The following is a 14,182-nucleotide window of genomic DNA, read 5'->3' as shown; positions in this document are numbered from 1 at the left end:
CGCGGTCACTCCCCAAGCCAACTGCCGTCCATCAAGAAAAACGAGGGCCACGATGAATCTGCAATTCGAAGAGCTGCACGCGGCGGACGGTGTGCGTATCGCCATTGCCACGCTGGACGCCGAATCGACGCTCAACGCGTTGTCGCTGCCGATGATTCTGGCGCTTGAAGCCCGGCTCGACGCCTGGGCGGGCAACCCGCAGATCGTCTGCGTGCTGCTGCGCGGCGCGGGCAGCCGGGCGTTCTGCGCTGGAGGCGATGTCCGGACACTGGCGCAAGCCTGTCTCGCCGAGCCGGGCCAGGTGCCGTCACTGGCAGCGCACTTCTTCGAGGCCGAATACCGGCTCGATCACAAAATCCACACCTGGCCCAAGCCGCTGATCTGCTGGGGTAACGGTCACGTGCTCGGCGGCGGCATGGGTTCGCTGCAAGGCGCGAACATCCGCATCGTCACGCCGAGCAGTCGCCTGGCGATGCCTGAAGTTGGCATCGGTCTGTATCCTGATGTTGGTGCAAGCTGGTTCTTGCCACGTCTACCGGGAAAGCTGGGGCTGTTTCTCGGCCTGACCGGCGCGCCGATCAATGGCCGCGATGCGCTCGACCTTGGCCTGGCCGACCGGTTCCTGCTCGATACGCAACAAGACCAACTGATAGAAGGCCTGGTGCAACTCAATTGGCAGGAAAGAACCGACGTCCAGGTCAACAGTCTGCTCAGAGCCCTGCAGCAGGAGGCCAGCGAGCAAATTCCAGAGGCCCAGTGGCTGCCGCGACGCACGCGTATCGACGAACTGCTCGACGTCGGCGATGTGACCTGTGCCTGGCATGCGATCACGCGCTTGCAGTCGGATGCCGATCCATTGTTGAGCGCCGCAGCGCGCAGCCTCTCGACAGGCTGCCCGCTGACCGCGCATCTGGTCTGGGAGCAACTCAGACGCGCCCGGCACCTGTCTCTGGCAGAAGTGTTCCAGATGGAATACACCATGAGCCTGAATTGCTGCCGCCATCCGGAATTCAGCGAAGGCGTTCGCGCGCGCCTGATCGACAAGGATCAGGCGCCCCGGTGGCATTGGCCCGATATTGCCTCGGTCCCCCCCGCTGTCATTGAGGCTCACTTCAGCAACGTCTGGGAAGGGCCGCACCCGCTGGCAGACCTGACAGCGTTGCCAGCGAGACTGTCGACGAACTAGCGATGACCGCCCCGAGGATCGCCTCGTCGGAAGTCACCGCTGCGATGCCAGTTGCCCCGGTCCCTGCCACCGCGGTCGAAACCTCTGTCGTAGCCACGGTCGCGCCAGCCCGGTCCACCGTGATAGTCGCCACGCGATCCAGGACGCGGGCGATAGCCGTCGAAGCCGTGGCGACCCGGGGTATTCCATGCATGACCCGGCGGGCGCCCCGGCTGATAATACCGTGGCAGCGGCGGCGGTGAGTAATAACGAGGAGGCGGCGCGTAATAGCGAGGCGAACGGTTGTAATAGCGCGGCTGCGGCGCAACATAAATCCGCCGCTCGGCGTAATACGCGGGCCGGTAGCCGGTTTCGTAGACGTACGCTCCGCCCACGACGGTAGTCGGTTGCGTATAGACCTGGGATTCGTAATAACCGGCGCCGGAGTAGCAGCCCGTCAGCAGCAGTGCCGCCGCAGCGACAAACAGGAATTTTCTATACATGGCGGCCTCCCGGACCGCGATCTGGCTCGACCAGCGACGCTGGCCGGCATCCATCGAAAGAGAGACGGACGCTGTATGAGACATGAAAAAGGCCTGCCGGTGCCTGCAGCCTGTCCGACGCCTCGATTCGCCCCTGTCTGAAGCCGCCTCAACCTCTCTGGAACGGGGGTTCCGCCGCTTCTCGGGCGACCGCCGGAAATGCTACAAAACATTTCTTCGATGCACATAAATAGTTATGTCACCTCGACCGATGCGGGGAGCAATAGTGTCGCTTTTTTACGAATCGACTGATCTGAATGAGCGCCGTGCATTACCCTTTTTCGCCCGATATTTCCTTCAACGCTCCCCGCGCCACGCTGGAAACACCGATTATCGTGTGGCCAGACCGAAGCGGGGAAGTGTTGAGTCCGTTCGCAGAACCCGCCTCCGGCGAGGCGCCGCCCAAGGACCCGATGCCTGATCCCGAAGCCGAGCGCAGACAGCGATTGCTGCGCAAGAGCCCAGGCTACGCACTGCTCACGGATTCAATTCTCTTGCTCAAGGCGTATCAACTGGACATGGATGTCCCCTGCCGGAGCCATCACGTGCGAGAACAGCTCGCTGGACTTCTGCAACAGCTGACCGGAGCGTCTCTGAACCCGGATCAGCTCCATGTGAGGTTCACCACTCGGGACCGTCCATCCATAGCTATGAACGGCAAGGAGCGTTACGCGCGCCGGTTCTTGCTCACGGAGATCGCACAAGCGTGCTTTGAGCCTCTGGACCATGGCGGGCTGGCCCACGTGGATGTCATCGATGCACCCTTGACGCCGGAGCACCCGTCGTTGAGTGCCGCGACGGTGTTGAGGTTGATAACCCAGGCACCCTGGCGGGCGAATTATGAAACCCGCTTCGAAGGCTTCTGGAGGCAGCACCGCGCAACCTATCGAACCTTGAGCCGACTAAGCTTTCTCGACCACCTGGCCAGACAACTGGCCCGCAAGCAGATCAGCGCCAGCGGTTATCGGCTCGCACTGGATGCTCTGGGGCTGGACGCATTCCCTGACCACGTATCGAAATTCGAAAGCAGCGGCCGCGGCAGGATGACGGAAGTCTGGGGTCTGTCGGTGGATGAGGTCCCTATCCCGGGCGTATTTCAGGTCCGGTCGAAAAACACCTCGCACTGTTTCATTCATATTGTCGGCACCCAGGACAGGGTGGTCGAGTACATCAGTGAGGATCCGTCCGAGATGACTCGGCGTCTGATTCGCGCGGTCAACCGGTCAGGCTGGCACCGACGGATGCTTGACATGCTGGAGCAGAACGACGCTTCGGCACAGGTCATCAAGGCGTTTCCAATCGGTGGAGATGTTTTCGATACGTTGACGACGGCCCAGATCCAGGTCACTCGCGCGTTACTGGGTGAAGAGGGGTTCGACCGTCTCGATATTCTGAAACCTGTCGCGAGAGTCATGACGCTGGCGAGCGTCGTGAAATTCTGGCCCACCCACTTCCCCGTGCTGGACATGATCCCGGAGCCCAGGAGATGCGCAGCGCAGCTCATGCGGGATTTTCTCAGCAAGCGCTATGGGCTGATGCTGGACCCCGATCACGTCTTCATTGCCTACCGCCACGGGAAATCGCGATCACCGCTGGGCGATCCCAGACGGCCAACCACTTCCCTGGGTGTCCCAAGTGATAAACCAGTGAGCCTGAGCGAGGCGTTGATGACCCACTATCAAGTCCAACATCCGCAAGGTTACATCGACCATGGCGGTCGTACCCTGGTGTATCTGGATACGACCGGCAAAGGAGTCTGGAGCCCGGATCGGACCCTGCCAATCGACCCGGCGGAGGTAGAACAGCACATTCGGCAGCTCGACTTTCTGACGGTCATGTCGGGCTATGTCGCTGACTTCTGGGAGCGCAAGGCAGAAGCAATCGAGAGTGCTTTTTGCTCGATTTTCATCAGGCAGGCGCTCGTCGCGCTCAAGAAAAGTCATCTGACACGCGCTGGCTTCGACCAGGTCGTCAGAGCCATCGAGCGACCCGAGGACGCGGAGTGGACAGCGATCGGCTTTCACGTACAGGGGTCGGCGCTCAGCTCGTTAAGGCCTATCTACCCAGGCCTGCTGATACTGGAGCAGCCGGGCCAGCCCAGGGTGCTGTACCAGGCCGGGCACAGCGACCCGTTCGTCGAGCTGCACATCGAAGACGATTTTCATCAATGTCTGCAGCATGCCACGGCGGACAAGCGATGGCGCGAGGCACTCATGCGTTACACCCCGCGCGGACACCATGACCGACTCGACTATCTGCTCAAGGTGTGGGGCAAAGTACACCCTCCTAGCCCGCCTGTGTCTTTGCTCCGCCCGTGGACCGACATCCTGTTCAATACCGACACGCACAGAGCCCTCGCCAATGCCTGGCTCGAAAGCCGGCTGGACCGCCCACCGTTCGACTTCCTGCGTGAAGTGCTCAAACGCAACGCGCTGGAAGATGCACAGGCCAGCATCGTGACAACCGCCGAAGTCTCGATACGCTACTGGTCATCCTGGCTCAGCCACCTGCGAATACTCCTGGCGCCACTGTCCATACTCCTGACGCCGGCATTCGTGGCCTCACTGGCAGTAGAGCTGGGCGATACCGCGCTGAGCGTCATGCTTGCAAACCTGCCGGGTGAGCGTTACGAAGAAAAAAAGGACGCCGTGCTCTCCGTTCTTTCGCTGGGACTGTTGAGTATCGGGCCCCGGACGTCAAGGATCACACGCTCATTTAGCAGAATCACGAGAGCGCCAGGCAGAGCGGTACGCGCAGGGCCTGCCTTGGGTGCCGACGCGAAGGTTCTGACTTCGATCGCTCGTCGTATCACGCCCCCCAGGCAGACGCGCCTGGAAAAATTCTTCCATACCGAAGCCATGCTCAAGCGCTGGACCATTGCCGGCCATCCGCGCTTCGGTAACCTGCCGGTACATGCCTGGAAACTGGGGCGCAGGTTTCTGCTCTGGACGTCCGACCGGGGGCAGGCTCGCACGCTGGTCGTCAGCTCTCATGGGTACTACATGCCGTGGAATTCGACGGTCCGGATTCCCCTTGGGACCGAGATCCACACGTACGCGCCGCACGGGTATGTGCTTACGGACCCCAGACTTCATCGTGTCGTCAACCGGACTGTTCGACCCTTCGCGATTTCCAGCGCTTTCGACAATACACTGTTCTCGAACTCTTCAACGCTTCCTCCGTTGACGAGAGTGGACAAAATCATCGCCGGGACGGAGCTGCCCGGCAGAATGAAAAACTACACTCTGTCAAAATTTCAAAGCCTCAGAGATGAAAGCTACGACGACATCGCACATATCGTTCGCCATTCCAACGCTTCCCCTTTCCGCAATCAGCTGCCAGCGACGCCCATGGATGTCCTGACCGTTCGAAACCGCTTCGGGATGTCTTCTCCGACACTGGCGGACCTGTTCGACACCCTTTATTCTCGCGGTATCCACTATGACAAGATCCTGCTGGTCCATTGCCGTTGCGCCGCCATTGACGCCCTGCTCAGCCGTGCGCCGGTCTATCCGGCGATCGACAGGCGCTCTGAAGGAAAGCTGTCTGAAGGAAAGCTGGTAGTTGGCATCACAAGTCACTTCCTGGACGCCGTCTCTTGAATCCATCGAATGCCCACATCATGAATCTCTGTCCGCTATGCGGCTCCAGCAATCGCTGCAGCCTGTCCGACCCGCAGACCGCGGACCGCGCCTGCTGGTGCTTTTCGCAGACCATCGAGCCGGCACGCCTGGAAGCGCTGCCCGAGCACCTGCGAAACACCGCTTGCCTGTGCCCGCGCTGTGCCGGCATTGTTGGTGAACTCGACAGCGAAGCGTCTCGCCGGATCGAGTAACATGCCGCCTTCGAATCGCTGACCCGCCTCTCCTTCATGCGCCTGGATCGTTTCCTCAGTAACCTGCCCCGCTTAAATCGTCAGCAAGTACGCCTGGCGATCGCGGGTGGCCGGGTAAAAGTGGACGGCGCCGTGACGTTCGATGCGCGGCACGAGGTTTGTGAATTCAGTCGGGTGGAAGTCGGCGATGCATTGCTTCAGGCTGGCAAGCCGGCCCGCTATTTCATGCTGCACAAGCCCAGGGGCTGCGTGAGCGCCACCTCCAATCCCGTTCATCCCACCGTACTCGACCTGCTGGATGAGCCGGACAGCCATGAGCTGCATATCGCCGGACGCCTGGACTTCAACACCACCGGACTCATGCTCATCACCAACGACGGGCAGTGGTCGCGCCGCCTCACCCAACCGCAGACGCATTTGCCCAAGGTCTATCATGTCGTGACCGAACAGGCGATAGACGAACGCTACGTCAGCCGTTTCGCCGAGGGCTTCCACTTTTCGTTCGAAAACGTCACCACCCAGCCCGCGATCCTGCAACTGCTGGGGCCGCGCTGTGCACGCCTGACGATCTACGAGGGTCGTTACCATCAGGTGAAGCGGATGTTCGGCCATTTCAACAACAAGGTACTGGCACTTCATCGCGAAAGCATGGGTCCCATCACCCTGTCGCCCGACCTAGAGCCTGGCAGCTATCGACCGCTGGAAGCTGCTCAAATCGCCTCGATCTGAAAAAGTCACAACCGTTCGGCGGAACCCTGCAGGGAGTTACGAACGGTTGTTGCGACATCAGGGATCCCCTGCTTGAATCCAAGCGTCGGTCCACACGTGACTGACTGGTCATCCCCAAATACGAAGAAACATTTTGCCGTACCGAGCCCGCTGGGCTCACGACAAATTGCCCGCCAATAACAATACCTGTCGGACAGATCGTTCGGATCGACATGGGCCTATTACCGGCTAATGCCTGCCTGTTACGAACCGCGCGTGACCTCGCTCGCGCACACATCTGTTTTGCCAGGAGATACACCTATGACGCCAGAAATTGCCGTGCTTGATATACAGGGAGAGTTTCGGATTTACACGGAGTTCTATCGTGCCGAGGGCGCTGAAAAAACCATCGTCCTGGTCAACGGTTCGCTGGCGACCACCGCATCATTCGCACAGACCGTGCGCAGTCTTCATCCGCAACTCAACGTGGTACTTTACGATCAGCCCTACTCGGGGAAATCCAAGCCGCACAATCTCCATGAGAAACCTCTGACGCGGGAGATGGAAGGCCAGATTCTGCTGGAACTCATCGATCACTTCAGGGCTGAGCACGTTATGTCGTTTTCATGGGGCGGCGCTGCCGCGCTGGTGGCTTTGTCGCATCGTCCGAGACTCATCGAGAAAGCCGTCATTTCATCGTTCTCGCCGATCATCAACGAGCACATGCGCGATTACTTGCACAGGAGCCTGACTCACCTTGGCAATCACGACCGTTACCAGATCGGACAGCTGATCAACGCAACGATCGGCCAGCATCTGCCTTCCCTGTTCAAGCGTTTCAACTTCCGGCACGTCAGCAGTCTGGACCTGCATGAATACGACCAGATGCACTATCACATCAGTCATGTTCTGGAACTGGACCCGGACAATTACCTGGCGGCCGCCCGACTGATCAACGTGCCGGTGCTGTTCATGAATGGTGCGTGGGACAAGTACACCGCAGCCAATGACGCCGTGATGTTCGGAAATTACGTGCAGCACAGCCACTTCAGCCGCATCGAAGCGGCAGGACATTTTCTGGACATGGAACACAAGACCGCGGCGCGGGACACGAAACAGGCGTTGCTTGGCTTTCTCAAGCCCGCCACACCCCTCGTCGAACCGCAGCACTACCATCACGCCCCCATTCAGGAGCACCATGCGTACGCCTTCTGAACCTGGCGTCGCCAGGATCCGGCAGCCAATCGTCGAAGCCTCGCAAGCGGCTCTCGGCGAGCGGCCCATGTCCGGCCTCGCTGGCGCAGACAAGTTGTACGGCGCAATTAGCGCTTCAAATCCGAACCCGCATCTGGTACAAAGTCAGCCGCTTCGAGCGGGTATAGTTTAGTGGCAAAACGAAAGCTTCCCAAGCTTTAGTTGAGGGTTCTTACTCGGCATCACACGCGGTACGCATTGGTTCATCCCAAAGCGGGTATAGTTTAATGGTAGAACAGTAGCTTCCCAAGCTTCCGACGAGGGTTCGATTCCCTCTACCCGCTCCAAGCTTTTCCCTTCCTTATCAAGCGGTTAGCCCTACCACGGAACCTCTTGAGCCTCAGACATCCGATTCTTACCAGGCACCTCAAGAGCGCAGGCTTTCGGGCCCTAATCCCAAGTACGCATTGGCATCCTGGGAGAGCAGTCAATCTGCACCAAGGTGCACCTTAGAACAATCCACCACCAATACCCCCTCCCCAGGTCGGCAAACAGCACTCACACCTACCGAACGCAAGTCAAGCTGACCGAGTGCCAATAAGGCCAATGGCCACCGAGCCAAGGCGAGCAAGATTAAATAGCAAAAAAAAGAGAGAAGAGACTGACCATCCCGCGAAAAACTGGGAGGGTGCAACAGGAAAGACGATTAATTACGCGCAACGAAGCGTGCGAGAGCGCCCCAGCCAAGCCACACGCTCAGAGCCTATAAGGCACAAAAAAAGCCCGACCTCGCCCCAACGCGCCGCAAGGCTACGAGCTCTTGAAATACCGCCCCGCACCTGAGGGCCAGAAACCCGCGACCCGACCGCCAAACGCAAGCCAAACAAATATAGCCAAACGAAATAACCTTATAGCCATTAGCTATAGGCATTGGCGTTGACAAGCAAAGACCTTTCGGCCATTACTATATACACCAGAAAGCAGACCCTGTCAATTATTATCTAAATCGACTTTTCAGCAGCGCTGAGAACTGAAGACACTACCAGCTGACCATGCCCTTAAGGGCAAGCTATTAACTCAGGCGATTGGGATGAAGAATTTCATGTTGGTGCAGGTCGGAAGGTACCGGAGGCTGTTCGATGCGGACGGTATGCCGGTCGACCTTTTCAACCGATTCGTCGTAGACATGCAGGAATCCCAAGGCCTCTCTGAAAGCGCCCGAGAAGATTACGCAGAGCACGTTGCTCACATGCTCGACTACATGTGCGAATTGGGGATGCTGGATCTGGGCAACCCTCCCTCGCCAACCAATGCGCAGCGAGCCCTGAGCCTCTACCCGCGCTTCTTAGAAGACGCCACTTTGAGCGATGACCCTCAACTGGCCCAGATAGCCCAGATCCTAGGCAAAACGCCTATTTCGAAGGTGTCATGCGGTAAGCACTGCTCGGCCATCAATAATTTCAGCGAATTCAGCAAAAAGGTAGCGCTACAGGAGCACGAGCTAGATCGGGCGGCGGCCAGCAACAGGGCAGCAGCTCCCCTCGCCCCCTTCCAGCCCAAAAGCAACGTCCGATCCCGATTTGAGATCCTACGCCTTCAGCAGAACAGCATCATTGCTGGCTGCATCAAGGGTGCAAAGCTCAAAGCCACTAAGCGCAGGCCTCGCATTTCTACCAAGGTGCAAGAACAGACTTTCGCCGGCAAAGACTTTCCTCGCAACCGCTTGATCCGAGCAATCCAACGAGCAAACAACAGCCGAGATAGGCTTCTTTGGATCTTACTGGCATCCACAGGCCTGCGGTTCAGTGAGGCCATGCAGATGCGCCTTAGCGACATTGATCTGAAAAACAGAACAATGAAGGTGCACGATCCCAATGGCGCCCGCGACCCAATCAAGAAAGAAGAGAAACAGCTGCCGAACAAGGGACGGAGAACAGCCAGGATCTACATCCTAGCGCCGCTGAAGGACATGCTATTCGAGGCTTTGGAGACCTACTTACAGGAGCGCCCTCACGTGGTAGCGGAAGACTACCTCTTTGTGCAGTCTACTGCCGAAAAATACGGCATGCCCCTCTGCACCTCCACTCCGTTTAAGACGCTCAATGGAACGTGCAACCGCGCTTTCAAGAAAGCCCAGACTGATGGCGATGAGAAGCAGCATTTCTACACGCTACATAGCTTGCGTCACTTCTATGCCACGTGGCTGAAAAACTGTACTCGGGCAAAGGGAAGCAACAAGCCAGGGCTGGATGTGTATTGGATTCAGCGTTTGATGGGCCATAAACAACTTAGCACGACCATGCGCTACTGCCATGACGACCAGATCATCGTCGACATGATCATGGAGGTAGCCGATCTTTCCATGGCAGGCCAATCCAACGAGATAGATCTCGACGCCTATTACGGCTCATCACTGATCGAATACGGGCAATCACTCATCTCCGGTAGTGCAGCCATCGAAAACTCTAACCACCGCTTGATCAACCACCGCAAAGAGGATCACAACCCCAAAGGCACCTACAGCCTTACCGGCGATATGACCCGCAGCTACGCAACCCCCATCAAGAATAAACAGCGGAACGAGCAGCGGGAAGCCCAATGATCAATACCTCACTTGACCAGGTAAAGTTTATTTCCGAGAATCAGCCCCGCTCATCAACCATTGCATCGATTGAACTAATGTACGGTGAGCTTCGGCACGAGAGAGGCGCTACTCCCCAGGTATTTTGGGAGGAAACCAACAAAAGCATTTTGGTGAAATATGCTCCCCTCGAATGGCTGAACAGCATTCGAGGCGTCGGCCTTACTCAAGAGCAAGTTCAAGCCGCCTTCAATCTATCGGTGCTTGGAACATCAAACGAAAACCTCGAACGAAAACTTTTTGAGAGTGCAACCGGGATCACAAACGCGACCATACGTACCATTCGAGGCTTTAAAACACCCCTTCGCGGACTTATGCTCTGTCTCTGGCGCCACGAGTATTTACTTCTACCGATATCATTTCAACAAGGTTCCGTGAGCCTGATAGTTCCCGGCCTGAACGCACACCTTGAGAATTTTTTCTCCGAAGTTGCCATGCGAGGCAACAACACCAATCTAAAGACATGTTTGAAATACACACTATTTACTCTAAATTGGCATACCATTGAGCAAGTTGACTTTACGGAGGCATGGGCCGCTGTATCCGAGATATCGAAAGGTCGCAAAACAGCCCCACCTGAAAATTACAAATACAATCCATTTAGATATTTTCGACTGACATCTTGGCTAGAACAGTTTCACTGGCAGCATCCAAGCGTGCTATCAGCCGATCAGGTGAAGCTTATTCAAGCCTACACACAAACTATCGGGCCAAGTCAGTACGGAAACTATAAATTTGACACCCCTGAACAGTTTGCGGAATATTACGCCAAATCCTTCAACGAAAAAAAGAGCATCCAAGTTGGCGCTTACATTGCTCGTGAACGGAAGAAAGAAAAAACGATTAGACTTGAAGGAAATAGCTCATCTGAAATTTATTTTGCAAATATCACAGTAAAAAACAGAGCAGGTTTCCAATGGCTTCAAAAAGAAGGCTACATAGGAATCCCCGTCGAAGAAACAATTAACCTTAGTGCCGATTGGTTTCCATTTCTGGACTCCTACAACGAGTTTTTGCTAGGGCGCAAAATTAAAAAACATCACAGAAAGACGCTACTTTCACCAGTTTATAAACTGTGCGATTACCTATTCGCCTACCTTCCTAAGTGGCGAGAAGAAAACCCTCATAGCAGCGTTCCTATTCCTGTCCGAGTAGACGATTTTTCAGCAGTGTTCTTTTGGAAGCGGATGCTGCCCGCTAGCGATCCTCGATTTCAGTCACTCGGGCCATTGCCACTCCCTCTATTAGAGGCGATAAAGCTCCAGCGTGACAGTCCAGCATCTAAGTCATTCGTCAGTGCAATCCAAAGCTTTTTTCAGTACTGCCTCGACAATCACGCTCGCTCACGGGATGCGGGGCTATATGCTCTCGATGAAGACTTTGCAAACCCCATCGACTTAAAGGACTCCCAGGGCAGCGGGCCAAGAAAATCTGGAACCGACAAACAGATACTTCCTCCATTCAGCGTTGGTGTGGTCAGGCATTACGTATCAGCCTTGGACAGTATCGGGAGAAGTCTGCGCGATTTTTGCTTAAATCAAAAAATCTCTAATAAAAAAATCCGCGAAATATCGCGATCTGAATGGATAGATCTGACCGATCTTGGCTTAGAGTACACCCTTATCACACGCTCACCTTCTGAAACCGAAAAGACTGTAGAGGTGCCAATTAAGCAAGTCCCCAATTGTTATACTTGGATTTGGGATAACTATCACATCACACCTGGCAGCAAGGAGCAAATTTATACTGGCGCACCATGGCTTTCTATACTTCGCATGATATCTGTTGGACTATTCGCCGGGCAAAGACTGCAGAATGCTCAATGGCTCGGTCTAGACAACTATAGATGCCAGCACAAAGATGGCACTTCTTACTACACCGCCTTATTTCTGATGGTAGATAAGATCTACTCACATCGGACTTGTAGACTGCAGCGCTCCATCATGGAATGGCTTGATGATGAGGCAGAGTTTCAAACACGAATATGCTCTCAAGCCCCAGAAGCCTGTTATTTCGAGGACGACGAACACTCCGGCTATCCAGAAACCAGATGGCTATTTAGAAGCCCATACGGAAAAACCGACAGCGCGTTTTCTGACGCCGCCTACAGCAGCTACTGGATCCTTATTCTGCGCGGAGTACAGGAGGTCTGGAACTCCATCGCACCAGAGGATACCCAATACAACTTTGTCACCAAAGTCGAGCAAACTCTCGCGTACCCCCGACGTGGCACACCAGAATACACCACTCCGCACACCCCGCATTCTCTCAGAAACACGTATATCACGTGGATGCTAGAGCGGGGCCTAGCAGAACCAAGTGAAGTGATGAAGCAGGTAGGGCACACGAATCTCCTCCAGACCTACCACTATGCAAGTGGCCCTCGGCCTGGAACGGACTATTCCATGGAGATCGCCGACATGCGCATTGAAGCCTTTGATCATGAACTGTTGAGTAATTTGGCAGGGGCTAAACCCGTCAAGGCCTCTGCCCCAGAGTCAGCGCTTCGAAGCTCCCTGCTCACAGACAAGAAGCAAGCCATGGAAGCGCAGCACATGATCAGCCTTACCGATGGGCTTATCGAGACCAAAGAAACAGGTTACGACCTAATCAAAGTAGCGTTGATTGAAGACTTAGGTTTCTTTGATACGTGCATTTGCGTATTCAACGGTCGCTGTACCTCTGCAGTATTGCTTATCACCAAAGGGCCTAGGCGTTGCGGGATGTGTCCCTTCGCAGTTTACGCACTCGATCATCTAGAGGGAATTAATGCTCGGATGAGGCAACTTCAGCGTCATATCAAATCAATTGAAACCCTAATTTCACAGCTAGAAGCTGCTGGCGAAACAGAGATCATGATACGGAGCTACCGTGAGGACAAAGGCCTCTCCACAGTCGAGTACTCTGGTTATGAGCAGGTCACGAATCTTATGAATGCGGCGCTAGCCGACGCCAAGCACAGCACAAAGCGGTACCTGATCCGTGACCCTGAAATCCTTACCAAGCATCCCGTTGCGGTGATGACGGATGATCCCATCCAAAAAATCGTAAGCGATCTTCTGGACTCTAGCCAATACCCATCATTTTCCAATGAAAACTATATAGCCAGCCTCAGGCGTGCGGCGCGGGCAATGAATTTAAAGGGCTTCGACAGCACCGTGGAGTATGAAGTCGCAAGCCCGAAAGCTTACCTAGGGCAGATCGCCACCCAGCTACGACTCCTAGGCTGGACACTTAAGGACTTGTCCCGGAATTTCCTACTGCACTACCCCGACGCCTTGGAAGGTATAGGACATGGATAGCAACTGCAAACTATGGCAGCAGGCCAAGCTTAAGCGCACAAAGGATTTAATACGTCAAGTGCTCGATAATGAAATTCCGAAGCGGTGGGTACCGACGACGTCGACCGACTTTTTTGAATTTGTCGCATCACATGTCCACATTTCACGATCGGCCCTAATGCGATCAGGTAGCCACTACCGCGAGATGATTCTATCCAAATACCATGACATCAAACACGCCAGTGGCTTGCTCGAAGATGACAAGCTGGAAATCGCCAAACTCTCCCGCGCCCTAGATCTCAAAGAGCTGGAGCTTTCTAACTCTACAGCCAACGTCGACAAACTCACCAAAATCTTGAGCAGAATGGGCGAGGTGCAACCCGCCAATGAAAGCGTTTCGGCGCCCTCCCCAAAAAACTACCTCAAGGAGTATGAGGAGACATGCCGGGCGTTAGACGCCCTACTTCGCCATCTTGAACCCCTGGCGATATCTACAAACGATGAATACACAATCGTAGACAGCGGTAGCGAAGACGGTTCAATCACGATCGTAGTCGACTGCATCCATATGAAAGCCTATGCGAAGTGGAAAAATGGAAAGAAGTGAATACATCCAGTACCTATTAGGCCTGAAATGTCACACCTCCTTGGGGGAAAAGCTTCGCGACCTTCTGGCACTCGCTACTCATGATGATTTCGCTATAGAGATGAAGTCCGGAAAGATAAACTTGTCTGCACTCAGCCGCACACTTCAATGCGATCGACAACTTTTTTATACGGGCCGGGGAAATGATGAGCTCGCAAGCCTTGTTACTT

The 14,182-nt window shown here is 55.4% G+C and carries 9 protein-coding genes and 1 tRNA gene; 9 read left to right on the top strand and 1 reads right to left on the bottom strand.

The features are described 5' to 3' along the window. Nucleotides 1–52: 52 nt before the first annotated feature. Nucleotides 53–1,186 carry an enoyl-CoA hydratase/isomerase family protein gene (locus TRP66_RS20075; RefSeq protein ID WP_333406383.1) on the top strand — a complete coding sequence of 378 codons (1,134 nt, stop codon included), beginning with the start codon at nucleotides 53–55 and terminating at the stop codon, nucleotides 1,184–1,186. Here TRP66_RS20075 and TRP66_RS20070 read toward each other — a convergent pair. Further along, complete coding sequence (locus tag TRP66_RS20070) at nucleotides 1,183–1,668, bottom strand: hypothetical protein (RefSeq protein ID WP_333406381.1); 486 nt, start codon at nucleotides 1,666–1,668, stop codon at nucleotides 1,183–1,185. The genes TRP66_RS20075 and TRP66_RS20070 overlap by 4 nt on opposite strands. Nucleotides 1,669–1,964: 296 nt before the next feature. Here TRP66_RS20070 and TRP66_RS20065 point away from each other — a divergent pair, with 296 nt between their 5' ends. The 8 genes from TRP66_RS20065 to TRP66_RS20030 all read left to right on the top strand — a co-directional run bounded on the left by TRP66_RS20065 (nucleotide 1,965) and on the right by TRP66_RS20030 (nucleotide 13,973). Next, entirely contained in the window at nucleotides 1,965–5,309 is a 3,345-nt protein-coding gene (locus TRP66_RS20065; RefSeq protein WP_333406379.1) for a dermonecrotic toxin domain-containing protein, read from the top strand. A gap of 20 nt (nucleotides 5,310–5,329) precedes the next feature. Further along, complete coding sequence (locus TRP66_RS20060) at nucleotides 5,330–5,542, top strand: cysteine-rich CWC family protein (RefSeq protein ID WP_333406529.1); 213 nt, start codon at nucleotides 5,330–5,332, stop codon at nucleotides 5,540–5,542. Nucleotides 5,543–5,578: 36 nt separating this feature from the next. Then, a complete protein-coding gene (locus TRP66_RS20055; protein ID WP_333406377.1) occupies nucleotides 5,579–6,271 on the top strand; it encodes a pseudouridine synthase in 693 nt (230 codons plus the stop codon). Between the two features lie 300 nt (nucleotides 6,272–6,571). Continuing rightward, nucleotides 6,572–7,465, top strand: a complete 894-nt coding sequence (locus tag TRP66_RS20050; protein ID WP_333406375.1) for an alpha/beta fold hydrolase — start codon at nucleotides 6,572–6,574, stop codon at nucleotides 7,463–7,465. Nucleotides 7,466–7,717: 252 nt separating this feature from the next. Beyond that, nucleotides 7,718–7,791, top strand: a tRNA-Gly gene (locus tag TRP66_RS20045). A 743-nt stretch (nucleotides 7,792–8,534) separates the two neighbouring features. Continuing rightward, on the top strand, nucleotides 8,535–10,046 hold the full coding sequence (locus tag TRP66_RS20040; RefSeq protein ID WP_333406373.1) for a tyrosine-type recombinase/integrase: 1,512 nt from the start codon (nucleotides 8,535–8,537) through the stop codon (nucleotides 10,044–10,046). Next, nucleotides 10,043–13,387: a site-specific integrase gene (locus TRP66_RS20035; protein ID WP_333406371.1), complete on the top strand. Its 3,345-nt coding sequence runs from the start codon at nucleotides 10,043–10,045 to the stop codon at nucleotides 13,385–13,387. Before TRP66_RS20040 ends, TRP66_RS20035 begins: the two co-directional genes overlap by 4 nt. Continuing rightward, nucleotides 13,380–13,973 (top strand): hypothetical protein, encoded by a 594-nt coding sequence (locus tag TRP66_RS20030; RefSeq protein ID WP_333406369.1) that lies wholly within the window; start codon nucleotides 13,380–13,382, stop codon nucleotides 13,971–13,973. Before TRP66_RS20035 ends, TRP66_RS20030 begins: the two co-directional genes overlap by 8 nt. The last annotated feature ends 209 nt before the right edge of the window (nucleotides 13,974–14,182 follow it).

It is taken from the genome of Pseudomonas sp. JDS28PS106, assembly GCF_036706555.1.
GTDB lineage: Bacteria > Pseudomonadota > Gammaproteobacteria > Pseudomonadales > Pseudomonadaceae > Aquipseudomonas.
The sequence above is the reverse complement of the archived record's forward strand: the minus strand, read 5'-3'. Positions and strand labels throughout refer to the sequence as shown.